20 protein-coding genes are annotated in these 23731 nt (G+C 71.2%); 7 read left to right on the forward strand and 13 right to left on the reverse strand.

Annotated features, from left to right (window positions below; all coding sequences use genetic code 11):
* Positions 1-26 precede the first annotated feature (26 nt).
* Positions 27-1172: a hypothetical protein gene (locus IPL89_03275; protein ID MBK9062203.1), complete on the forward strand. Its 1146-nt coding sequence runs from the start codon at positions 27-29 to the stop codon at positions 1170-1172.
* Entirely contained in the window at positions 1169-1954 is a 786-nt protein-coding gene (locus IPL89_03280) for a hypothetical protein (GenBank protein MBK9062204.1), read from the forward strand. Before IPL89_03275 ends, IPL89_03280 begins: the two co-directional genes overlap by 4 nt.
* On the opposite strand, the gene IPL89_03285 is transcribed toward IPL89_03280, so the two are convergent.
* Together IPL89_03285 and IPL89_03290 are read right to left on the reverse strand one after the other, a co-directional pair.
* Positions 1943-3049, reverse strand: a complete 1107-nt coding sequence (locus tag IPL89_03285) for a DegT/DnrJ/EryC1/StrS family aminotransferase (GenBank protein MBK9062205.1) — start codon at positions 3047-3049, stop codon at positions 1943-1945. The genes IPL89_03280 and IPL89_03285 overlap by 12 nt on opposite strands.
* Positions 3046-3810, reverse strand: a complete 765-nt coding sequence (locus IPL89_03290) for a glycosyltransferase family 2 protein (GenBank protein ID MBK9062206.1) — start codon at positions 3808-3810, stop codon at positions 3046-3048. The genes IPL89_03285 and IPL89_03290 overlap by 4 nt, the downstream gene beginning before the upstream one ends.
* 44 nt (positions 3811-3854) lie before the next feature.
* Here IPL89_03290 and rpiB point away from each other — a divergent pair, with 44 nt between their 5' ends.
* From rpiB to IPL89_03305, 3 genes are read left to right on the forward strand one after another with little or no spacing between them, the layout of a single operon-like run.
* Complete coding sequence (gene rpiB / locus IPL89_03295) at positions 3855-4292, forward strand: ribose 5-phosphate isomerase B (protein ID MBK9062207.1); 438 nt, start codon at positions 3855-3857, stop codon at positions 4290-4292.
* A gap of 37 nt (positions 4293-4329) precedes the next feature.
* The gene (locus IPL89_03300; protein ID MBK9062208.1) at positions 4330-5964 is read left to right on the forward strand and encodes an ABC-F family ATP-binding cassette domain-containing protein; all 1635 of its coding nucleotides are present in this window, start codon (positions 4330-4332) and stop codon (positions 5962-5964) included.
* A 7-nt stretch (positions 5965-5971) separates the two neighbouring features.
* Positions 5972-7669: a glycosyltransferase family 39 protein gene (locus tag IPL89_03305; GenBank protein ID MBK9062209.1), complete on the forward strand. Its 1698-nt coding sequence runs from the start codon at positions 5972-5974 to the stop codon at positions 7667-7669.
* Here IPL89_03305 and IPL89_03310 read toward each other — a convergent pair.
* Positions 7629-9458 (reverse strand): hypothetical protein, encoded by a 1830-nt coding sequence (locus tag IPL89_03310; GenBank protein ID MBK9062210.1) that lies wholly within the window; start codon positions 9456-9458, stop codon positions 7629-7631. The genes IPL89_03305 and IPL89_03310 overlap by 41 nt on opposite strands.
* Positions 9459-9809: 351 nt before the next feature.
* On the opposite strand from IPL89_03310, the gene IPL89_03315 reads away from it, so the two are divergent.
* Positions 9810-10340, forward strand: coding sequence for a hypothetical protein (locus IPL89_03315; protein ID MBK9062211.1), 531 nt, complete (start codon positions 9810-9812; stop codon positions 10338-10340).
* Between the two features lie 349 nt (positions 10341-10689).
* On the opposite strand, the gene IPL89_03320 is transcribed toward IPL89_03315, so the two are convergent.
* The 6 genes from IPL89_03320 to IPL89_03345 form a co-directional block, all read right to left on the reverse strand.
* Positions 10690-12519, reverse strand: a complete 1830-nt coding sequence (locus tag IPL89_03320; protein MBK9062212.1) for a carbon starvation protein A — start codon at positions 12517-12519, stop codon at positions 10690-10692.
* A gap of 24 nt (positions 12520-12543) precedes the next feature.
* Positions 12544-13128, reverse strand: coding sequence for a hypothetical protein (locus IPL89_03325; GenBank protein MBK9062213.1), 585 nt, complete (start codon positions 13126-13128; stop codon positions 12544-12546).
* The gene (locus IPL89_03330; protein ID MBK9062214.1) at positions 13125-14282 is read right to left on the reverse strand and encodes a helix-turn-helix domain-containing protein; all 1158 of its coding nucleotides are present in this window, start codon (positions 14280-14282) and stop codon (positions 13125-13127) included. Before IPL89_03330 ends, IPL89_03325 begins: the two co-directional genes overlap by 4 nt.
* Positions 14283-14465: 183 nt before the next feature.
* Positions 14466-15128 carry a metal-dependent hydrolase gene (locus IPL89_03335; protein MBK9062215.1) on the reverse strand — a complete coding sequence of 221 codons (663 nt, stop codon included), beginning with the start codon at positions 15126-15128 and terminating at the stop codon, positions 14466-14468.
* Between the two features lie 9 nt (positions 15129-15137).
* On the reverse strand, positions 15138-16802 hold the full coding sequence (locus IPL89_03340; protein MBK9062216.1) for a S8 family serine peptidase: 1665 nt from the start codon (positions 16800-16802) through the stop codon (positions 15138-15140).
* A 2-nt stretch (positions 16803-16804) separates the two neighbouring features.
* Positions 16805-17251, reverse strand: a complete 447-nt coding sequence (locus IPL89_03345; GenBank protein MBK9062217.1) for a lipocalin-like domain-containing protein — start codon at positions 17249-17251, stop codon at positions 16805-16807.
* A 116-nt stretch (positions 17252-17367) separates the two neighbouring features.
* Here IPL89_03345 and IPL89_03350 point away from each other — a divergent pair, with 116 nt between their 5' ends.
* A complete protein-coding gene (locus IPL89_03350; GenBank protein MBK9062218.1) occupies positions 17368-17985 on the forward strand; it encodes a hypothetical protein in 618 nt (205 codons plus the stop codon).
* A 10-nt stretch (positions 17986-17995) separates the two neighbouring features.
* Here IPL89_03350 and IPL89_03355 read toward each other — a convergent pair whose 3' ends face one another.
* Genes IPL89_03355 through IPL89_03370 form a run of 4 tightly spaced genes read right to left on the reverse strand, consistent with a single transcriptional unit; the run spans position 17996 to position 23671 of the window.
* Positions 17996-20491 (reverse strand): beta-propeller fold lactonase family protein, encoded by a 2496-nt coding sequence (locus IPL89_03355; GenBank protein ID MBK9062219.1) that lies wholly within the window; start codon positions 20489-20491, stop codon positions 17996-17998.
* Positions 20492-20521: 30 nt separating this feature from the next.
* Positions 20522-20974, reverse strand: a complete 453-nt coding sequence (locus IPL89_03360) for a hypothetical protein (GenBank protein MBK9062220.1) — start codon at positions 20972-20974, stop codon at positions 20522-20524.
* 14 nt (positions 20975-20988) lie between these two features.
* Positions 20989-21285, reverse strand: a complete 297-nt coding sequence (locus tag IPL89_03365) for a hypothetical protein (protein MBK9062221.1) — start codon at positions 21283-21285, stop codon at positions 20989-20991.
* A 19-nt stretch (positions 21286-21304) separates the two neighbouring features.
* Complete coding sequence (locus IPL89_03370; protein MBK9062222.1) at positions 21305-23671, reverse strand: protein kinase; 2367 nt, start codon at positions 23669-23671, stop codon at positions 21305-21307.
* Between the last annotated feature and the right edge of the window lie 60 nt (positions 23672-23731).

Raw genomic sequence — 23731 nt, forward strand, 5'->3', positions numbered from 1 at the left:
ACTCGCTGCCTATAATCCGCCCGGTCGTGACCTCGCGCCAGCGTGTGATCGGAATGGGCCTCCTGTGGCTCGTCTGCGTGTGGGCCGTCGCGCTCGTTTCGCCCCGAGTCGTGCCGTGGATGACCGGGACCAACCCGTGGACGTGGGACGTGGTCCGCCGCGTCACGCCGCTCACCCGCTGGGACTCGGGCTGGTACGTGAACCTCGCCGAGGCCGGCTACTGGGAGCCCCCGACCCGGGTCGGTCAGGAGACGAACCACGCGTTCTTCCCCCTCTACCCCGGCCTCATGCGCGTCCTCGTCCGGACGACCGGGATCGAGACGTCCCTCGCCGGGAATCTCGTCTCCGCCGCCGCGTTTCTCGCGGCGCTCCTCCTTTTCGCGGAATGGACGAAGCGGCACTTCGGGGAGGAGCGCGTCCTGCCCGCGGGGTGCGTCCTCGTCGCGTTCCCGACGTCGTTCTTCTTCGCCTCCGTGTACACCGAGGCGCTTGCCCTCGCGCTCGCCCTCGCGGCCGTGCTCTCGTTCGAGCGCGACCGTCCGCTCGCCGGAGCCGCCGCGGGAGTCCTCGCGGGCCTGACGCGGATCACGGGCGTCGTCCTCGCGCCGTACCTCGCGCTCGTCGCATGGCGCGCGAGCCGCGAGGCCGGTCTTTCCACAGGCCGGGCCGCGGCCCGCGCCGCCCTCGCAGGCGCCTCGCCGCTGGCCGGATTCGGGCTCTTCTGCCTCTATTTCTGGAGACGCTTCGGCGACCCGCTCCTCTTCGTGAAGGCCCAGCACAACTGGAGCGGCCAGTCCAAGTCGATCCTCGACGGGCCGGCCCTCATCTGGCAGGCCGTCGCCGAGGACGTCACGCGCGGCCGCCTGCTCGGGGGCTCGCCCGCGCGGACGTTCGAAGGGCTTTACCTCGCGCTGTTTCTCGGCCTCGCGGTCGTTCTCCTCGCGCAGAAGCGGCGGCCCGAGGCGCTGTACGTCGCCCTCACCGTCGCGATCGTCTTCTCGTCCGGAACGTTCGAGAGCGCCGGCCGCTACGTGCTGCCTGCGTTCCCCGCCTTCGCCGCTCTCGCCGGGCTTTCCACCCGCCGCGACCTCTTCCGGGCGCTCCTCGCGCTGGGCGCGTTCGCGGGGGCGCTCTACGTGTGGGCGTTCGTCCACTGGTACTGGGCCGGATGAGAGGGACCGCGCTCCTCGCCGCGGCAGCGCTGGTGCTCGCGGGAGGCTGCCGGCGGGCGCCGGCGCCGTACGGCGCGCACACCGCGTTCGTGCCGGTCGTGTTCCGGTCGAACAACCCGGGGCGCCCGCCCTGGGCGCCGAGGGTGACCTTGACGAATACGTCCGCGATGCCCGCCGCGATCCGGCTGACCCGTTGGCCGCCGGACGCGCCGGACGCCGAGGAGCGCACCTTCTCACTCGAGCCCGGTCAGACGGTCTCCGTGCCCGCACGCACGCCGCTCGGCGTCGTGTCCTCTCTCCTCTTCGAAGGAGACTCTTCCTTCATCGTCCGGGCGGAGATCGTCGACCGCCGCCGGATCGCACCGCCCCTCGTCGTACCGATCCTGAAGGCAGGAGACCTCGCGCGGCCGGGCGACCGCCTCACGCTCGGCCCGATCGTCGACACGCCCGCGGAGCGGAGCCACTTCTGCTTCACCTACCCCGGCGTCGAGCGCGACGCCGTGCCCTTCCGCGTTCACCTGCGGCTGACGGCGCCAGGCGGCGGCGTCCTCTTGTGGGAGGGAACGTTCGTCCTCACGGGCCTGCCCCTCGTGATCGACGACCCGTGGAAGCGCTTTCGTCTCGCCCCGGGAACGGCGTTCGACGTCGACGTCGCGTTCCTCGGCAGCGCGAGGAGCCGCCCCGTCGCACGCGGCATGTGGGTCTACGGCATCACGACCGAACGCGCCACCGGGGCCTCGCGGTTCCTCGAGACGCGAGTCGTTCGCGGCTCAGCGCGCTGACGCGCGCACGGCTTCGATCACCTTGTCCGCCTCCGCGTCCGTGAGGAGCGGATCGAGCGGAAGCGAGACGACCTCGCGTATCGCGCGCTCGGTGACCGCGAGCGGCCCGCGCGGCAGCCCCGCGAACGCGGGCTGCTCGTGCACGGCGCGCGGGTAGTGGACGTCCGTGCCGATCCCGAGCTCGGCGAGGCGCGCCCGGAAGGCCTCGCGGTCCGGCACGCGCACGACATAGAGGTGGTGGGCCGGGGTCTCGCCCTCCCGGGCCGGAGGCGGGACACGCACGGTCCCGGCGAGCGCCACGTCGTACCGGGCCGCGATCTCCGCGCGCCGGCGGTTCCCCGCGGCCAGCTTTCGCAGCCGGACCCGCAGGGCCGCCGCCTGGACCTCGTCGAGCCGGCTGTTGTACCCGGGCTCCGCGGCGTCGTTGCGCGTCACGTAGCCGTAGACCCTGAGGCGCGCGACGCGGTCCGCGACGGCCGCGTCGGCCTCACCCACGACCGTCACCGCGCCCCCGTCGCCGAGCGCCCCGAGGTTCTTCGTCGGGTAGAAGCTCCACGCCGCGGCGCGGCCGAACGTCCCGGCGGGCCTTTCGGCGAGCGCCGCTCCGTGCGCCTGCGCGCAATCCTCGACGAGGAGAAGGTCGTTCTGCCGCGCGAAGGCGCCGATCGCCTCGACGTCCGCGACGCGCCCGTAGAGGTGGACCGGGAGGATCGCCTTCGTCCTCGGCGTGACGGCGGCCGCGAGCGCGCCGGCGTCCATCGTGAGCCGGTCTTCCTCGACGTCGACGAAGACGGGCGTCGCCCCCGCGCGGAGGATCCCCGTCGCGGTGGGCGCGCACGTCATCGAAACGGTCAGGACCTCGTCCCCCGGCCCGACGCCGAGCGCGCGCAGGGCGAGAGTGATCGCGTCGGTCCCGTTCGCGACGCCGACTGCGCGCGCGGCGCCGCAGAAGGCGGCCCATTCGGACTCGAACGCGGCGACCTCGCTGCCGAGGACGTAGCGCCCGCGGCGGACGGCGGCGAGCACCGCGGCGGAGAGCTCGGGCTCGTCGCCTTCGGCGGCCCGCGCGAGGTCGAGATACGGCACGCCGCTCATGTCGGCCGCGACCCGGCGGCGGCGGGCGCGTGAGCCACGCCGCGCGGCGTGTCGCGCCTGACCTGGATCTCCCACCAGAGCCGCAGGATGTTCACGCCCGTCGCGAACAGACGGCGGAAGTTGAAGAACTGGGACTTCCCCGCGACGCGGTGATAGTGGTGGACCGGGAAGTCCACGAAACGGAAGCCCGCGAGCTCGAGCTTCTTCACGAGCTCGAGGCAGATCACCCCGCTCGAGTGCTTCAGCGAGATCGCGTCGAGCGCCGTCCGGCGGATGAGGCGGAAGTCGCAGTCCACGTCGCGCACGTGGAACCGGAACAGGATCCGCATGAGGACGAGATAGACCTTGCCAATCACGATCCGGTGAAACGGATCCGAGCGGGCGATCTTGTAGCCGTTCACGACGTCGACCCCTTCCTGCAGGACCGGCAGGAACTTCTTCAGCTCGAGGACGTCGTACTGGCCGTCGCCGTCCGTGTAGAAGACGAGGTCCTTCGCCGCGCCCGAGAAGCCCGAGCGCAGGGCCGCGCCGTAGCCGCGATTCACGCCGTGCGACACGACGCGCAGCTCGGGGTACTTCTCTTTCAAGGCCTCGAGGATCTCCGCGCTGTTGTCCTTCGAGCCGTCGTCCACGACGAGGATCTCGAAGTCCCGCCCCGCCTCGGTCGCGACGACGTGCGCCGCCGCGACGAGCGAACCGATGGTCGCCGCGTCGTTGAAGCACGGAAAGAACATCGTGAGGCTCTCGGAAGCGGCCGCCATGGGGACGGCCATTGTATCGGGGGCGCCGGGTAGACTCGGCGGCCATGAAGATCGCCCTCGGCTGCGACCACGCCGGCTTCGCGTACAAGGAAAAAATCAAGGCCATGCTCCTCGGCATGGGGCACGACGTGAAGGACTTCGGCACCTTCACCTCCGACATGGTCGACTACCCCCTCTTCATCCGCCCCGCGGCCGAAGCCGTCGCGAGCGGCGCGTGCGACCGCGGTATCGTCCTCGGCGGCTCGGGGAACGGCGAAGCCATCGTCGCGAACAAGGTGAAGGGGGTTCGCTGTGCGCTCTGCTGGAACGAGGCGACCGCGAAGGCCGCCCGCGAGCACAACGACGCGAACGTCCTCTCCCTGGGCGAGCGGATGATCCCCGAGGAGACGGCCCTCTCGGTCGTGCGCATCTTTCTCGAAACCCCGTTCGATCCCGCGGCAGGCGGCGGGCGCCACGCACGGCGGATCGCGATGATCGCGTGAGGCGAAACGGGCGCGGGCCTGTTATCGTCCGCCGCCCATGATCGCGCTCTCAGGCATCAACAAGCAGTACGGCCGCCAGGTCCTCTTCGTCGACGCCTCGTTCCAGCTGAACACCGGAGAGAAGATCGGCCTCGTCGGCCCGAACGGAGCCGGCAAGACGACGATCTTCCGGCTCATCACGGGCGAGGAGCACGCCGACGACGGCGACGTGTCCGTGCCGAAGAAGCTCTCGATCGGCTACTTCAAGCAGGAGATCGACGAGATGGCGGGGCGGCCCGTCCTCGACGAGGCGATCGCCGGCAGCGGACGCCTCGGCGACCTCCACCACGAGCTCCTCGACCTCGAGCACGCGCTGGGAGACCCTTCCCGCGCGGACGAGATGGAGAAGATCCTCGAGCGGTTCGGCGAGGTGCAGGGCGAGTACCAGCAGCGGGGCGGCTACGAGCTCGAGGCGCGCGCCCGCGAGGTCCTCCACGGCCTCGGCTTCGACGACGCGCGCATCGACGGCGACGTCGGCGCGCTCTCGGGCGGCTGGAAGATGCGTGTCGCGATGGCCAAGGTGCTCCTCGGCCGGCCCGACGTCCTCCTCATGGACGAGCCGACGAACCATCTCGACATCGAGTCGATCCTCTGGCTCGAGGAGTACCTGAAGAAATACCCGGGCTCGCTCCTCATGACGTGCCACGACCGGGACTTCATGAACCGCGTCGTGACGAAGGTCGTCGAGATCGACGCGGGCGAGACGATCACGTACTCCGGCAACTACGACTTCTACGAGCGCGAGCGTCTCCAGCGCGAAAGCCAGCGCGAGGCCGCGTTCGCGCGGCAGCAGGCGATGCTCGCGAAGGAGAACCGCTTCATCGAGCGTTTCCAGACGCACGCGTCGAAGGCCGCCCAGGTGCAGAGCCGCGTCAAGAAGCTCGAGAAGATCGAGACCATCGAGCTGCCGAAGAAGCGCGCCGTCGTGCGCTTCGACTTCAAGGCGCCGGCCCGTTCGGGCGACGACGTCGCGGTCCTCGAGAAGCTCTCGAAGGGCTACGGCGAGAGGCGCCTTTACGACGGCTTCGACTTCCTGATCCGCCGCGGCGAGCGCTGGTGTGTGATGGGCGTGAACGGCGCCGGGAAGTCCACGCTCCTCAAGATGGTCGCGGGCATGCTGCCGCCCGACGCCGGCTCCGTGCGCGTCGGCGCGAGCGTGAGGCTCGGCTACTTCTCGCAGCAGGCGCTCGACGTCCTCGACCCCGAGCTGACGGTGCTCGAGCAGGTCCAGAAGGACTTCCCCGCAGCCGGCATCGGCGTGCTCCGGGCCCTCGTCGGCGCCTTCCAGTTCTCGGGCGACGACGTGGACAAGAAAGTCCGCTTCCTCTCGGGCGGCGAGAAATCGCGCCTCGTGATGGCGCGCATGCTGTTCGATCCGCCCAACTTCCTCGTCCTCGACGAGCCCACGAACCACCTCGACCTCGCGACGAAGGAAATGCTCGTCGAGTCGCTCTCGAAGTTCGAGGGGACGATGCTCTTCGTCTCCCACGACCGCGCTTTCCTCCGCGGGCTCTCGAACCGGGTCCTCGTGCTCTCCGAGAACGACTCGTCCGACCCGCCCCACGCCTACGGCGGCTCGTACGCGGAGTGGGTGTCACGCACCGGGCACGAGGCGCCGGGCGTCCACGCATAATCGGCCGATGTCCCGCACGCGGTTCGCGGCCGCATTGGCGGTCCTCGCCTGCGTCGCCCTCGCGGGCGCAGAGCGGGCGCGCTTCTCTCTCTGGACGACGTCCGACGAGCCCCCGCACCTCGCCGCCGCCCGCGAATGGCGGTTCGGCTCCGGGATGGTTTCGAACTTCGAGCACCCCGTCCTTCTGAAGGTGATCGCGGGCAGCACGCTTCCGGCGACGAAACCCGGCCTCGAGATCGACGAGACGCGCGCGGGCCGGGCGGCGATTCCGTTCGTCCTCGCCCTCCTCGTCGTCGCGACCGGCCTCCTCGGCCGCGCCGTCGCCGGACCGGTAGCCGGCCTCGCGGCCGCCGCCGTCCTCGCGGTCGAGCCGACGTTCCGGGGCCACGGCACGCTCGTCCAGAGCGACGTCCTGCTGACTCTTTTTCTCGTCTCCGGGGCGTTCGCGCTCGAGAAGGCTGCGGCGGACGGCGTCGATCGCCGGTGGCTCGCGGCGAGCGGCGTCCTCTACGGCCTCGCGATGGCGGCGAAGTACTCGGCATTCCCGTTCCTCGCCGTCTTCGCCTTCATCGCGATCCTGCGGCTCGCACGGCGCGATCCTCCCTCTTCACCTTCCAAGAAGATCTTCTCTTCTCTCTCTCTCGTCCTCGTCTTCATCGTCGTTCCCGCCCTCCTTACGCTCGCGCTCGTACAGTTCCTCGCGTACGCCGGCACGACGGACGCGGCCTTCCGGCAGGGTCTGCGCGCCGCGTTCGAAGGCCTGCCGCAGGAGGGCGCCGTCGTCGCTCTCGCGAAGAGGTTTCCGAAGTGGATCGCGGGCTACGGCGCGGGCCTCCTCTTCGTGCAGGGCGTCGCGGGCCCCGGCGAGCGCTTCAACTATTTCTTTGGATCGGTGCGTGGGACTGGCTCGCTTCTCTACTTCCCCGTCGCGCTCGGAATCAAGCTCACGACCGCCGCCGTCCTCGGGTCTCTCGCCGCGCTCGGCGCGGGCGCCGCCGCGCTCGTGCGCGGGCCGCGCCTCCGAAGCCTGGCCTCACGCGCCTGGCTGCCCGCCGCCCTCGGCGGCACGTACCTCGCCGCCGCGTGCGTCTCGAACGTCAACATCGGCGTCCGCCACGCGCTCCCGTGCGTTCCGTTCCTCCTCGTTGCCGCAGCCGCCGCCGCGGCCATCCTCCTCGAGGAGCGGCCGCGCGTCCTCCGCGCGGCCCTCTCCGCCGTCGTCCTTCTCGCGGCGGCCGAGTCGGCCCTCCGCGCCGGGCGCGAGATCTCCTTCGGGAACTTCCTCGTGGGCGGGCCGGCCGGCGTGCCGCCGGTCCTCTCGGATTCCAACGTCGACTGGGGCCAGGAGCAGGGGCTCGTCTTCGACCGCGTGAGGCGCGGGGACCTCGGAAGGGTCGCGATGGCGTCTCTGCTCGTCGACGAGACCGGCGCGACACGCGCCGGCATCGCCGGCCTGGCGCTCAGGGGCGATGCCGACGCGGACACCGTGTTTTTCTCGCGCTTCCTCTGGGACCTCGGGGCGGCGATCGAGAAGAACGACGACACGTACTCGAAGTTCGTCTGGCTGCGCGGCTGGCTGCCGCCGCTGCGGCGCGGACTCGAGGCCCGGGCCTCGTCGATCGCCCCGTTCGGCGACGCTTACCTTCTCCTGCGTCTCAGACCGGTCACGGCCGCCCCGTCGTCAGCGCCCGGCTCCACTCCGTGAGCGTCCAGCCGCGCTGACGGGCGACGCCAAGGGCGCCCGCAAAGGCCTCGCGCTGCGCCTCGGGCAGGCACGCGAAGTCTCCGGGCGGCGCCGCCATCGCGCGGACGAAGAGGATCCATGCGTGGCATGAAGAAGAAGAAGAGAGAAGAGAAGTTTTCTTAGAAAGGTAAGAAAGGGCGGCCGGCGCGCCCGTCCCCAGGCGCAGCGACTCGGCGACAAGCGCGACCGTGCGAGGGTCATTCGCAGAAATCTTCACTTCTCTCTTCGTCAGCTCTTCTCCGAGCGACGCCGCCCTCGCGAAGTCCTTCATGTCGATCGCCCGGACGAGCTGGTCGCGCAGGGCGTCGCGGTATGGGTCGACCGATTCGCTCCCCTCCCCCTCTTCAATTTCAAAGAACTCTCTTCCCCATCCGACTCTCAAGGGCGAGACCGCGAGGCGCAGGGCGGGAGCGGGCGACGGCGCGGGCGCGGGCCGGAACGGCGGATCGAGCTGCGGGAGGCTGCCGTCCCAGCCGCCCTTCAGACGCGCGGCGAGGACGAGCGCGTGAATGCGGATCGGGCTCCACGCGGGCGTCAGGGAGAGATGGTGTGGCGCCGTCGCCCGCAGCGTGCCGTCCGGCGCGCGGTCGATCTCGTAAGGCGTCCCCGCCGCCCGCGACTCCGCGATCGGCTGGGGCGCGACCCGGGACGAAAGCGCATACACGGCCGGAAACGGCACGAGCGCGCCGAGAGCGTTCACGGCAACGCCCGCAGCGAGCGCGAGCGCCCCCGCAACGCGCCACGCCCGGCCGCCCTGCGCGAGCGCGACGCCCGCCAGCGCGACGAGGCAGGGCAGCGCCGGCAGCACGAGGCGCGGCCCCCACCCCGCCTGCCCGTCCCACGCCCACCAGGCCGCCGACGCGAAAAGCAGTGCGAGCGCCGACGCGGCGAGAGCGAGCGCGAGCCGCGAGTCGCGTCGGCGCAGCAGCAGGAACCCGGGAACGGCGAGGGCCGAGAGCGGTGCGTACCAGAGGAGGCCCTTGTTCGGCAGCAGCGTCAGCCGCAGCAGCCCAGTGAAGAACGGGTACGTGAACGTCTCTCCCCCGTACCCGCCTCCGAGCCTCCCGAAGCGGGCGATTTCGAGAAAGAGCCAGAGAAGAAGAATTCCTGCGAATGAAAGAAGCAGCGGCCAGGGCAGCGCGAGGCGGGTGGACGACGCGGCGCGGCGCCGCGGTGCAGGGGTGGCGGGCGGCGGGAACAGGGCGGCGACCAGCAGCGGCGCGACGACGATCGCGAGCAGCGTCTTCGTCAGGATCGCCCAGCCCGCCGCGACGCCGAGGACGACCGGCCAGCCGCGCGACGCGGGTTCTTCGCGCAGCTCGGCGACCGCGAGGACGGACAGCGTGACGCAGAGCGCCTGGAGGGGCTCGCCGTAGTCGCTGCCCGCGTAGCCCCAGAGAGGCGTCGCGAGGACGAGCCCAGCGCCGACCGCGGCCGCCGGAATCCGCGCGGCGCCGAGGACTCCGAGCGTACGCGCCGCCGCCCACGCGCAGCCCGCAAGGCAGAGGATCGGGACGAGGACGAAGAGCGGCGACGTCCGCGCCGCACCCGTCGCGCGCTCGACGGCCGCCGGCACGGCCTCGACGAGCGAGAGCCCCATCCCGTAACGCGACACGGCGTCCCCGCCAGGCCTCCGCGGCGCGTTGACGAAGTCGCGCGAGACGCCGATCTCGAAGAAGCGGGCGACGGCCGCGCCAGCCGAGAGCATTTCCCTCCCGTCCGGAATCAGGCCGTACGAGCGGCCGTCCACGGTCGCAAGGAGAACAGCCGCAACAAAAAGGCCGGCGATCCCCGCGAATCGCCGGCCCTGCGTTTCTTCGGCTCCCGTCAGGGATTTGCTGGGCTAACGCGACGGAATCGCCTTCGGGGTCGATCGTCTGGTCAGGACTGGGAACTTTCTCAGCGTCTTCGGGTCTTTGCGGGGCGGCGCTGGGCTTCTTCCCCGAATCTGGCCCGCATTCAGCCCAGGATCGGGCCCGGGCGCGGGGCGCGGGAGACGGCCGCGTGCTGCGTCGCCAGGACGCTCCAGTCGCGATTGAGCGAGGTTTTGAAGCTCGACGGGCCGCCCCTGAGCTGCCGGCGCCGTTTCAGGAGAGCCCTGGTGGCTCGAGTGATCCGGCGTTCGCCGTCTGGACGGGACAGCGATGTTCTGGCGCGGCAAAGCCATCCTTGTCACGTTGGTCGGCGCTTCTCCATCTCGGCGGGGTGTTTCGCGGCCGGGCGGGGCAGGCCAAGGGCGGCGCGGTGGCCGTCCGTCGTTCATCGTCTGCGCGATGTTGTTCGTGATGCGCGTGACGAGGTCGTTCACGATGTCGACCGGGTTGAAGATGCGCTCGGGGTGCGAGATGAGGTCGCCGAGCATCGATTTGAGGTCGGTGAGCGGCCTGATGAGGAGGTCGTGCGGGTCGCGAAGTCGAACTTGCCCCGCACGGCGTTTTCGGCGGCGTTCGCCTTGGTCCGCACGAAGGCCGCCTTCTCCGCCGCTTCCACTTTCTGCTTTTCGGCCTCTGCCTGTGCGCGTCGGAGAAGGCCGATGACCGTCGCCTGCTCGCACGCCGTCAGGACCGGAACGGCCGCCACCATCGCCGGCTTCGGCGTGACCTTGGGCTGCAATGCGAGCGAACCGACCTGAGGCCGCGGACGCCACAGGCGCGCGCACCGCGGTGGGCGGGTGCTCGGCCCTGTTCAGGATCTCCGCCGCCTTCCGGGCTGCTGCCAGGGCGTCGCTCTCCGCCCCCTGAACGAGTCCGCGCAGGTCGTCGCCGGCGGCCTTGACGCCGGCAAGGGCCGCGCCCGTGACCTCCCCGACGTTCCGGTTGATCGAGTTCACGAGCGTCTCGACGTTGCGGACCATGGTCCTGATGGAGTTCACGAGGTTTTCGATCGCACAGGTCAGACGGCGGCGGCGCGGCCGGGCGGGGCAGGGTCTGCGGGCGAAAATCTCCTGCCCGGGAGCGCCAGACCCCCCGGATGCGCTCGATTCAGACCCGCCGGCGCGCGCCGCGGGCCTTCCACCAGCGCGGGAGCGCATCGAAGAGGACGAGGAGGACGCACGCCATCATCACGGCGGTCAATCCGGCATTGAGCGCGCCCTTGAACGCGTCCGCCGGCTTCGCCGAACGGGCGAGCGGCAGAAAGATGTCCCGGATCGAGAGCGCGCCCCCGGCGAGCGTCGTCGTCCCGAGGAACGCGAGCGGCGCGGCCGTCGTCCACGCGTAGCGCGCCTTGCCCTCGTTCACGAGGACGCTCGTCGCGACCGTGAGCGCGACGACCGCGAGGAGCTGGTTCGCGACGCCGAACATCGGCCAGAGCGTCTGGATCGATCCCGTGAAGATGAACCAGCTCCAGCCTCCCACGACGAGCGCGGTCGCCAGGACGCTTCCCGGCAGCCAGTCCGTCTTGCCGAAGCGCGGGGAGACGCGCCCGAGCAGCTCCTGCACGAGGAAGCGGCCGATCCGCGTGCCGGTGTCGATCGTCGTGAGCACGAAGAGCGCCTCGAACATGATGACGAAGTGGTAGAAGTACGACATGAACGCGCGGGCGCCCGGCAGGTCGCCGAAAATCTGCGCGATCCCGACCGCGAGCGACACGCCGCCGCCCGTCCGGCCTTCGAGGCGCGGCTCGCCGACGAGCGCCGCCAGCTCCGAGAGGCGGCCGCCGTCCAGTCCGGTCTTGGCGACGAGCGCCTGGAACGCGGCCGGCGAGAGGTTGATCCGGAAGTAGTCCGCCGGGAAGAGCGAGCAGGCGGCGACGAGCGCCGTGACGCCCACAAGGCTCTCCATCAGCATCGCGCCGTAACCGATCGGCCGCGCGTCGCGCTCGTTGTCGATCATCTTGGGCGTCGTGCCCGAGGACACGAGAGCGTGGAAGCCCGAGATCGCCCCGCACGCGATCGTCACGAACATGAACGGAAACAGCGCGCCCGGGACGAGAGGCCCGCCGCCCGACGTGAAGGCCGACAGCGCGGGGGCCTTGACCTCCGGGCGCACGAGGACGACCGTCGCAACGATGAGCGCGATCGTCCCGACCTTCATGTAGCTCGAGAGGTAGTCGCGCGGGCAGAGGAGCATCCAGACGGGCAGCACGGAGGCGCAGAACCCGTAGACGGCGATCGAAGTCGTGAGGCCGTTCTCCGAGAGCATGAAGAAGTGCGCGTGCGCCGCCCACTGGTGTCCGGGCGAGAAGAGGCCGCCGAGGATCACGCACCCCAGAAGAAGCGTGACTCCGATCGCGGAGGCTTCTCCCACCCGGCCGGGCCGGAGGCGGTACATCCAGAGACCCATGAGGAGGGCGATGGGGATGGACGCCGCGATCGCGAACGTTCCCCACGCGCTCTCGGCGAGCGCCTTGACGACGATGAACCCGAGGACGGCCATGGCCACGACGACGATGAACAGGATCGCGACCATGGCGACCATGCCGCTGGCCGGGCTGATCTCGTCCCGCGCGATCTCCGCGAGCGAGCGCCCGCCGCGCCGGATCGAGGCGACGAGGATCACGAAGTCCTGAACGGCGCCCGCGAGACAGACGCCGAAAACGAGCCACAGGAAGCCCGGCAGCCACCCGAATTGCGCGGCGAGCACGGGTCCGATGAGCGGGCCCGCGCCGGAGATCGCCGCGAAGTGGTGGCCCCAGAGCACCCAGCGGTTCGTGGGGTGGAAGTTCTGGCCGTCGCGGAGGGTGTGCGCGGGCGTCAGCCGCGTCTCGTCGAGGACGAGCACTTTCTTCGCGAGAAACGCGCTGTAGTACCGGTAGAAGACGGCGTAGACGCCCAGCGCGCCGAGCACCAGCCAGAATGCGTTGACCGTCACCCTGGAGATTCTACGGGCGGGCGCTCAGTTGGAGGGCCGCTCGGACAGGCCGTAACAGCCCGGCGTCAGGCACGCGAGGCGGGCCGGCCCGGCCTTCACCGGCGAGTCGGGCGCGACGGCGGGCACGACGGACACGCAATCGGCCCCGGCCGGCCTGAAGCGCGTCGCGAGCGTGATCGTGCGCTGCTCGCCGGCGCCCATCGAGCCGACGTCGACGTGCCCGACCAAGACCGCTCCCGTCTTCGCGTCGAGGGCGACGCCCTTCGCGGCGGCCGCGCCGCGGTTCGAGACGCGGACCCGGAGCTTGAGCTCCTGCCCGAAGGCGGCGGGGAAACCCGGGTCGACGCTGACCTCGAGGACGCCCACGTCGGGCGCCTGGGCGCGCGCGGGAGCCGGCGCAAGAGCCGGGACGAGGATCAGCGCCGCGGCGAGGACCGCGGCAAACGTCGATGTGAGGCAACGGTCATTTCGCATCTCGTCCCCTTTGATCAAGGTGCGCTCCTCGCGGCCGATCGTCCACTCCGTCGGATAGTCCCGACGCGCTAATCGCGCGTCCCGGAGCGCCAGAAGCCCGTTCTGGCCCCTGAGCGACAGGTTCCGGGCCCTCATTCGGGATCCTCGGTGCCGCCCGCCGACGGATCCGGCGCTCCTTCGGCGCCCCGGCGGTACTCGTTCGGCGACACGCCGAACCGGGCCTTGAACCGGCGCGTGAAGTGCGACGGGTCCTTGAACCCGACGCGATACGCGATCTTCGTGACGGGGTCGTCGCCGGCCCGGATGACGCGCGCGGCCTCCAGGAGCCGCGCCTCCATGAGCCAGCTCATCGGGGTCGTGTCGAAGCGCTCCCTGAAGATCCGCTGGAGCGTGCGCAACGAAACGCCCGCGATCTCCGCGAGCGTTTCGGCCGTGAGGTCTTCGCGCAGGCGCGCCGGGAGGTTCTGTTTGAGCCGCTCGATCGGATCGTCGCCGGAAACGGACGTCTCGCCCGCCGCAAGGACCGGCGGGGGCGCCGTGGCCCGGAGGACGGCCGCCTTCCGCACGCGCCAACCCACGGCCACGAAAACGGCGAGCACCCCGAGAGCCACGGCCGCCCAGGGACGCGCGTTCCGCGCCAGGCGCGTGAAGGACCCCGGCGGCTGCAGTGACGCCGCCGCCCACACCGCGGGCGACTCGTACGCCGCGCGGCCCTGGAAATCGACCGACGCGCGCATCGGAACGGGTTCGCCCGGGCGCATCGCGAGGTCGTTCACCGCTGCCGAGACCCCAAACGCCGCATCGGACGCCGGCTTGCCGCCCACGGCCGCCCACGGCACGGCGATCTCGACGCGATAGCCCGGCCCCTTCCCGGGACCGGCCTCGGGACCGTCCGCGACGGCGACCTCGATCGGCACGTTCATGCCCCAGTCCTTCGGCTGCGGCGCCGCGTCGGCCTCCATCTCCGGCCGCACGGTTCCCGACAGGGCCGACGAACCCTTGAACGTCGTCCTGCGGCCGTCGCGCGAGACGGTGAACTGGTAGTCGTTCGTGTCCATCCGCGGTGTCGCCTCGCCGTGGACGTCGAGGAAGAGCTCGACGGAGTCGGACTTCAGGCCGAGATCGGGGTCTTCGTCCTCCCGTCCGAGCGTCACGGACGTGGCGTCCCCGATCTCGAAGAGCACCCGGAGGGCCGTCTCGTCCCAGGCGAGCCGCAGCGTCGCGGGGGTCGCGCCGACGACGAACGTCACCGGCGAAACCGACGCCCAGGGGCCCAGGTTTGCGTCCACGGGCGACGGCCTCTCCAGAAATACGAGCCGTAGCTTTTCCCCGGGACGCGCAGCCCCGTCCCCCGTGGCGGCAGCCACGGCCGCGAGTCCGGCAACGAGGAGGACGGCAAGGCGTCGATTCAGGGTTTGCGGAGCTTATCCGACGTCTCGTCCTGCTCCCGTGGGGCGGCGCGGCCCACGCCCTCAGTCCGCGCCGGCCTCGGTCTCGCGGTGACGATCGATCCAGATCGCCCACGGGATGAAAACGAGGAGAGCGAGGGTCCCGATCGCGGCGGCCGTCATGTTCGGCGGCGGCGGCCCGAAGGCCGCGCCCGCGTAGAAGAAGAGAAGCACCGCGACGAGCGCGGCGAGCGCCCATCGCCCGACCGCGTCCTTCGGGCGCGTCGCCTTCGTGTAGAGCCAGACGCCCAGAGCGAACATCGGGAGCTCGACGGCGAGCGTGGCGGGCACGGAGTTCCAGAGGCCCATGCCGACGAAGATCGAGCTGCCCGGCCAGAGAGGAAGGTCGGGCCGGTGGACGATCGCGTCGCAGATCCAGTGGCTCACGACGCCGAGCGCCGAGACCCATCCGACGGCCACGCTCCGCGTGAAGAAGTGCGCGAGCGCGCCGTAGAGAAGCGCCCACGCGATCGCCATCGCGAGGCTGTGGGACCACGGGTACGAGTCGAACGAAAAGTTCAGGAAGGGGTTGGCGCCGCGCTCGATCGTCGCCCTCTCGACGCCGAGGAGGAGGAAGACCGGCCAGAGAAGGTCGAGGAGAAAGGGGGCTGTAAAGAGCCAGCCGAGCGACCCGCGCGGCGCACCGGCCTTGCTGGCGAACCCCACTGCGGCGTGCCCGATGAACATGCGACTTCCTCAGCGCAGCAGGGAACGGATGAGCCGCGCCACTTCGGGCGTTCCGAGACCGGTGACGGGGTCCCAGCCCTTCCCCGCGGCGAAGCCGGATACGCCCGCGTAAGTGTTGTCGCCGCGCACGACGTCCCGGAACGGCGTCGAGGCGCCCCGCCCGGCGGCGTAGAGGGCCGCGTTCGCCGCGCCGAGGCGGGCCTTCTTCGCGGCGACGCGCTCGGCGTTGACGCGCGCGATGAAGCCGGCCCAGATCGGCGCTGCGACGCTGGTGCCGCCCGCCGCCGCCCACTTTCCACGCACGAAGATCGAGAGGCCGGGATCCGGCGACGCGACCGCGGAAACGTCGGGAATGCCGCGGCCGGTCACGCCCTTGCGGCTCGAGAAGGCGGCCTTCTGCCAGTCGGGCACCGCGATCAGGCGCGAAAACCCTCCGCCCGTGGCGCCGCGTCCCGGCCCGTCGTTCCAGGCCGTCTCGGCGAACCCGCGGCCGGACGGGAGCAGCTTCGTCCCGCCGACGGACGTGACTTCGGGCACGACGCTCGGGAAGTCGACGTGGCGCTGTCCGTCGTACCACCCGTCGTCGGGCAGCTCGTCGGCCGCGCCGGCGTCGCCGGACGCGCAGACGAACGTGACCCCGAGCAGCGCGCAGGCCTGGAAGAGCTGCCGCGTCTGGTCGTAACGGCGAGACGTCGAGAATCCGTCCTCGGGCATTCCCCACGAGATCGAGACCACGCCCGGACGGCGCGCGTCCGGCGCGTCGAGGATCGCCGCGAGAAAGTCCACCCATCCGGTGTCGACGTTCGGTGTCCACCAGAGGTCCATCTCGGCTTCCGGCGCGGTCGCGCGGACCCAGTCCATGTCGAGCGCGACCTCGACGTCGGCGTCGCCCGTGCGCCCGCTGTAGTCGTTCTTCGCGCCGGAGACCGAGACCTCCGTGACGTCGGCGGCCGGGAGACCGTAGGCCGAGCAGAAGGCGGAGAAGTCCGTGCTCGAGAAGCCGCCGCCGAACTCGAGGATCGCGACGCGCTCGCCGCGCCCGCCGGTCTCGACGGATCCTCCGACGCCGTAGGCCGCATGGATCTCCGCGGGCGTGTAGCCGCCGCCCGGGCCCCGGGCCGCCGCCGGGCCGCGCCGCGGCACGCGCGAGCGCTTCGGCGCGAGGAGCGGCGGGAACCGGCGCGCCGCCGGCAGGTCGTTCAGCCCCGCGACGCCGCGAATCACGGCCGAGAGGGACGCCGGGATCGTCGGGTCCCTCTCGATCCCGTAGGCGCGCTGCCGGCCGTCCGCGAGACCGCGCGGCGGCGCAAAAAGACCGATCGGGGCGTCGAAGGCCCGCGCGACGGACTCGGCCGGTCCGCTCGCCTGCACGGCCGTGCGGGCGCCGGAGACGCCCTCGACCCGCAGGCCGGAGTCGCTGAGAAACGCGAGGACCGCGTCGAGGTCCTGGTAGCCGGGCGCGACGAGGTCCCGGACCTGGTCCGGCGTGAGGTGGCGGCCGTACGCGGCGCCCTTCGGGTCCGAGACGGCGTGCACGGCCTCGCGCAGGGCGCGCCCGTCCTTCGCGTGGAGGAGGACGCTGATCCTCACGGACGCGTCGGCCGGGCAGGGCCCGACGCGCCGGCAGAGCGTCAGGCGGCGGGACATGTGGCGGGCCAGGGTGAAGCGCTGCACGGTCAGTGCCTCTCGACGTCCGAGAGCCGTTCCCAGATGAGCATGGCGTCCATGAGGTGACCGCCCACGACCTGCGTCGGCGCGCTCACGATGAGGCGGTCCCCGGCCCGCTTGAAGAACCGGACGAGGTCGGTGCCGACCCAGTTCGGAAAGAGCGAGTGCGTGACGTGGTGCACGACGACGCCGTTCACAACGTCCTCGACGTACGTGCCGCCGTAAGCGATGTAACCCTTCGCCGCGGCCATCACGTCCTCGGGCGCCCCGCTCAACATGTCGCCCGAGGCGAAGCGCGGCCGGTCGACCCGCATGATCTGGAGCGACATGTGGCCGGTGGCGTCGTAAAGGCACATACCCGCCGCGTCGCGCCCCGTGGGATACACGACCTGCCCGTCCGAGCGGAACTCGAGAACGAGGAGCTTCCAGGCACCCACCAGCGACGGCGTGCTCATTTGGTCCGCGAATCGTACTCCGAGGCCCATCGAGCCGTCCGCAAAAGGGGGCCCGCCCGGCGGTATGCTCCGTGCAAGCGACGTCTCGAGAGGGCCTCGGGGCCCCGGAGGATTCCGTGAACCCCACTCCCAGACTCGTTCTCGCAGGCCTCGCGGTTCTCTGCCTCGCGGCGCCCGGCGCCGCGGACGTCGACAGCGGGCCGAACGTCACCCGCCTCGGCAAAACCGTCATGCGCTGGAGGGACGACTCCGTGCAGGTCGTCGTGGGATACCGCCACGCGCAGGCCCATCTCGACCGGAAGTGGATCCTGCTCGACACCGGCCTCACCGTGTGGAGCGGAAAGCCCGTGGAGGTCTTTCGCGAGGACGTCTGGCTCGTGATGCCGGACGGCAGGCGCCTCCCGATGCCGTCGCAGCGCCGCATGGCCGAGGGGATTCCCGACCTCCGCAGGATGCTCAACGAAGCGAAGGTGCAGCGCGACCCGCTGAACGGCTACTTCCCCGGCGCCGTGCGCGAGGAGCGGCTCGGCTTCTTCGCGATCCCCGGCGAGGAAATCGTCTTCGACAAGGTCGCGGTGAACTCGCGGACGCTCGCGTCGGGCGACATTTACTTCGAATCCCCGAAAGCGGCGTGGGAGCCGGGGATCTACACGTTCGTCATCGAAAACCGGGACGTGCACGTGCGGCTGCCCCTGACCCTCGGGATCGACGTACCGCTCGAACGCGTCCGATAGGCGATAGGCCTCAGTCGCCGCCCTTCTCCTTCAGGCGAACCCACGAGGCGTTCACGGGCGCCGGCATCACGGCCTCGGCTCCGCGCACGCTCTTCCAGATCGCCTCGTTGAGGGCGAGGTCGGGCGCCGCGTCCTCCCGGGTGAAGTCCCAGGAGTTGGACGCGGCCTGCATCGGCGCGCCGTCCGGGTTCATCTCGTAGAACGGAATCTTCGTCTCGCGGTGGACGAAGGGCGCAAGGTCCGGCGCGTCCGCGAAGGCGTTCGTCATGGGCGTCGCGCCCGCATCGTGCTGCGACAGCGGCGGGAGTCCGAGCAGCAGCTCCATCGTGCGGAGCATCGACACCGTGGAGTACATCGTCGAGTCCACGAAGCCCTTGCGGCGGGTGTACGGCGAAACCACGAAGCCGACGGTCCGGTGCGCGTCGACGTGGTCCGAGCCGTTCTGCGCGTCGTCCTCGATCACGAAGATCGCGGTGTCCTTCCAGAACGGCGAATGCGAGATCGCCTCGACGAGGCGCCCGAGCGCGACGTCGTTCTCGGCCACCATCGCGCGCGGCGAGCGCCCACCCTTCTTCGTCCCCACCGTATGGTCGTTCCCGAGCCGCAGAATCAGGAGGCGCGGCATCTCCTTCGCCTTCGCAAAGCCGCGGAACTCCTTGAGGAAGACGTCGACGCGCGCGTTGTCGAGGATGTCCGTGTCGAATCCGGGGAAGAAGGGGCAGGTGTTCCCCTTCAGCGCGCCTGTCGCTCCCTCCTCGAGGTTCATCGTCGTCGGCGACCACTCCGCGGAGGTGCCGACGAATTCCCCGTAATTGCGCAGGGTCAGGCCCGCGCGCGCGGCCGCGTCCCACAGGTAGCCGTTCGTCGGGTACGCGTTCGCGTCGTTTCCCTCGAAGAGGTACGAGAAGGCGACGTTGCCGTAGACCGGCGGCCAGACCTTTTCGACGAAATCCGTGGCGTATGCGCCCATCGACCAGTTGTGGCCGTCCGCCGACACCTCGGCGTCGCAATAGAGGTTGTCGAGGAGGACGAAGTCCTCCGCGAGCGCGTGGGCATTCGGCGTCACCTCGCGCCCGAAGATCGTGAGGGACGGGTCGCCGTTGCCCTGCGGGAGGTCGCCGAGCACCTGATCGTACGTGCGGTTCTCGCGGATCACGTAGACGACGTGCTTGATCGGCGAGACGCCGCCGGGTGCCGCCGGGACGACCGCCGAGGCCTTTGCGGGCGACGCCCCGCGCGCGGCCGGCCGGCGGTTCGCGTACGCGCGCACCGTGTGCGCCGCGAGCGCCTTCGGCGACGGGACGTCGATCCGGGAAACGGAGCCCGGAATCGTGCGCGTCTTCTTCCAGGCCTTCTTGTCGTCGCCTTTCTTCGTGGGGTCGGGCCCGCCGGCCGCGTTCGCCCACGACCAGCCGCCCTTCGCGTTCGCGACCCAGAGCGTCCTGCCGTCCGGGGAGAGCGCGAGGGCGGCGGGATACCAGCCGCTCGGGATGAAGCCCTTCGTTCGGGCCGCGCGAAGATCGCCGCCGACGTCGACGACGGCCACGGCGTCGTCGTCGGCGTTCGCAACGTAGAGCGTTCGTCCGTCCGGGGAGAGCGAGAGCGCGTTCGGCGTCGAGCCGTCCGGGAGCGCGTCCGCCGACGGCGTGCCGGGGCCGTCCGGCCCGAGCGCGACGGAGATCTGCCGCACCACGGTGCGCGAGGCGAGGTCCACGGCGGCGACGAGGTTGCGGTTCGACTGGGCGACAAAGAGCGTACGGCCGTCGCGCGAAAAGAGCACGTCCGAGGGGTGATCCGCGGTCTTCACGGTCGCGACGACGGCACCGGTCGCGGTGTCGAGGAGCGACACAGACGCGGCCCCCCAGTTCCCCACCGCGAGGAGCGTCCCGTCCGCCGAGAGAACCGGGCGGTAGGGGTGGACGCCGACCGCGACCGTCGCCACCACCGTGCGCGACGCCAGGTCGATCCGGACGACGTCGTTCAAGAGGATCCGCGCGGCCCACAGGCTCTTCCCGTCCGCGGAGGCGGCGAGGCCGGAGGGCGCGGCGTCGAGTCGGGCACTCTCGCCGGCCGCGAGCACGGAAAGGGAGGGCTCGGCGGCGAAGCGGTCATTCTCCAGCCGGTACACGAGCACGTTCTTGCCGCCGGCGCCGGCGAGGTACACGCGCTTTCCGTCCGGAGAGATCGCGAGACCGAGCCAGGATTTCTTGACGGGCTCTTTCGCGAGCGACTTCCCCGTCGCCGCGTCGAGGAGATGCAGCGACTGGTCGTCGGACCCGGTGCAGGCCGCGACGACCCGCTTCCCGTCCGGGGTGAGGGCGAGCGCGAAGGGATACGGCGCGACCTCGGTCTGGGTCCCGGTGGGCGTCAGGAGCCGTCCGTTCGGCAAGAGCGTCTCTCCCGTCGGGAGCTTCCCAGGGACGGAGCGCTCCGCGGCCGGGCCGGACGGCGCGAGGGCGAGGGCGAAGGCGGCGGCGAGAACGGTTCGCAGGAAAGCACGGTGCATGGGCCGAGCCTACCGCGACCGCGCGGAGGCTCAGGGAATCGTGATCGGCCCGTTCACCGAAGTGCGGACTTCGGTCAGCGTCTGTCCGGTCGCCGTGCGGATGACGTCCGCCATGTTGCCCGAGCTCGCGGCGTAGGTGGCGCCCGTCGTGGCGCGGCCCGCGATCCGGAACGAGCACCAGTACGACTTCGCCTGCGAGGGCGGGATGATCCCCGTCGCGTTCACCGCGACCGTGAGCGCCCCGGAGAACGAGCCGCCGGTGATCGCCTGCGACGCGCTCCCCGTGCCGATCACGTTGCCGCCGGCGAGCGGGGAGACGCCCGCGACCTCGACCTTTGAGATCGAGCAGTCCACGACGGCGGTCGACGCGCTCGGAATGTTCGAGATCGTGAGCGGAACCTGCAACGTGAAGTCCACGGCGGCGGCGGCCGGGGCGAGGGCGGCGGCGGCGATCGCGGCGAACAGGAGCGTCGGTCGGCGCATGGGCTTCTCCTCGGTCACTTCTTGGGAGCCCCGACGGCGCGGAGCTCCGGTGTGGTGAGCGTCATCGGCTTGAACGGCTTCGGCGTGGGGACGTTCGCAAGAGATCCGCCCACCGCCTTCAATTCGCCCGTCTTGATCGTCATGGGCGTGAACGGCTTCGGTGTCGGGACGTTCTTGAGCGAGCCGCCCACGGCCTTGAGCTCGCCCGTCCGGATCGTCACGGGGACGAACGGCTTCGGCGCCGGCGTGGGCGCCTGCGCCGCAGCCGACGCCGCAGCGAGCAGCAGGAGCAGCGCTCCGCGTAAACGCATGGTCGGGGAATTCTACTCTTCAGGCCGGACCCGCGATCGCCGCGAACCGGGGGTCGGCGCGCAGGGCTTCGAAGTCCGGGTCGATCCGGGCCCGCGCGGCCGTGTAGGCGTGACGCTGCGCGGCGGCGCGCTCGAGCGCGTCGAGCGCCCGCTCCTTCTCCCCGAGGAGAGCCCAGCCCGCGGCCACGTAGTAGCGCGTGTACGGGTCGTCCGCTCCCATCCGCAGGCGCTCTTCGAAGGCGTCGAGCGCGACGCGGAGAGCGGACCTGCCGGACTCTGACCGGCCCAGGGCGAGGAGCACGCTTCCGATGTGGACGTGGAGCTCGACGATGATCCGCTCCTTCAAGGCGTGGTCGACGCGCCTCAGGAACGCGAGCTCCCGCCGATACTCTTCGAGCGCCTCGTCGTACCGCCCCTGGAGCGCGAGCGCGACGCCGAGGCGCATGTAGGCCCCGACGATCAGAACGCCCTCCCGCCCCGAAAGCCCGCGCTCCTGCAGCTCGATCGCCTGCCGCGCCGCGCGGTCCGCGAGCGGAAAGTCGCGGAGAAGGGTCGCCACGTGCGCGAGCTGGAGCGCGTACCAGCCGCCCTGGGGATTTCGCTGGAGGGCCCGCTCGAAGGACGCCGCCGCCTCCGGGAACATCCCCTTCCCGATGAAGTACGCGCGGCCGAGAGCGGCGTGGGCGCTCCCGTCCTCGGGATCCAGCTCGAGAGCGCGGCGGATCGCCTCGAATCCGCGCTCCTCGCGGCCGAGGGTCACGAGCGTGGCCCCGAGCTCGCGCCACGCGCGCGAGAGACGCGGCTCGAGGGCCAGCCCGCGCTCGAACGCCTGCACCGCACGCTCGAGAAGCTCGGGCATGGCGAGGTAGGTCGCCTTCGTGTCGTACGCGGCGCCGAGCTCGATCCACGCTCGCGCGTAGTTCGGGTCGAGCGCGACGGCCCGCTCGAAAAAGAGGATCGCGCGGTCAACCGACTCGCGGCTCTCGGCCCGGAGGTTCACGAGGCCCTTCGAGAACGCCTCGTAGGCGTCGACCACGTGCGTCGCCTCGCCCGCGCCGGAGGTGGGCCGGGCCGCGACGTGGAAGCCTTCGGCGAGCTGCGCGACGATCCGGTCCTGGAGCTCGAAGAGGTCGGCCATCGCCCCGTCGACCTTCACGGTCGTGAGGACCTCGCCGGACTCGACCTCGCTGGCGCGCGCCGTGATCCGCACGCGTTCCCCGAGCCGTTGAAACCCGCCAGTGACGACCCAGCGCGCGCCGACCTCGCGCCCGAGCCGGGCCGCGAGCTCCGTCTCGCCGCGCGTGGCGTGTCCGGTCAGGCGCTTCTCGACCTCGCAGATCCGCTCGCACCCGATCACGGAGAGACCCGGGACCGCCTTCAGATCCGCCGTGACGGTCTCCATGATCCCCGTCCCGAGCCAGTCGTCCTCCGGGCTCCTCGTGATGTTCGTGAAGACGAGAACGGCCACCGCGTTCGCGGGCGGGGCGGGCGCCCCGGGGACGGGCGCTCCCGTCGCCGTCCGCGCGCCGCCGCGCGCGAGGGCCTCGAGGTCAAGGCGCGCGTCGCGCATCGTCTCGTACCGCCGCTCGCGGTCCTTCGCGAGCATCCGCAGGACGACGGCCTCGAGCTCCGGCGGGACGCCCTCGGCCGAACGGGAGAGCGGCGGCGGGTCCGCGTGGAGAAGGAGGTCGAGGGTTTCGACGGCGTTCGCGCCCTCGAACGGGCGCCGCCCGGTGACGGACTCCCAGAGGAGGACCCCGAGCGAGAAGATGTCCGTGCGCGCGTCGACGTCCTGGCCCCGCGCCTGCTCGGGTGACATGTACGCCACCGTCCCGACGATGACGCCGGGCAGGGACTGCGTCGGCCCCGCGGGGCCGGCGCTCCACGTCTCGCCCGAAAAGCCCGCCGGCGCCCGCCAGGCCGCGAGCCCGAAGTCGAGCACCTTCGCGCGGCCCGCAGCGTCCACGATGACGTTGCCGGGCTTGACGTCCCGGTGGACCACGCCGCGCGCGTGCGCCGACTCGAGCGCGGACGCGATCTGTTCCGCCACGTCGAGGGCCTCGCCGGCGGACAGGGGACCCTCCTTGAGCCTCTCCGCCAGCGTCCGACCCTCCACGAACTCCATCGCGATGAACGGCACCACGGCACCGTCGCGCGGCGCCTCGTCGATCTCGTAGATCACGGCGATGTTCGGATGGCTGAGCTGCGAGGCGAGGCGCGCCTCGCGCAGGAGGCGCGCCGTCTCTTCGGCCGTGGCCGCGCCCCTGAGGACCTTGAGCGCGACGGGGCGGCGCAGCCGGAGGTCCTCCGCGCGCCACACCTCGCCCATTCCGCCGGCTCCGAGCCGCGCGTCGATCCGGTAGCGCCCCAGAACCTCCCCGATCACCTGCGCATCTTAGGACTCTCCGTATAATTCCTTCTGCCGCGCGACCGCCCCCACCCCGCG

The organism is Acidobacteriota bacterium (assembly GCA_016716715.1).
GTDB lineage: Bacteria > Acidobacteriota > Thermoanaerobaculia > UBA5066 > UBA5066 > Fen-183.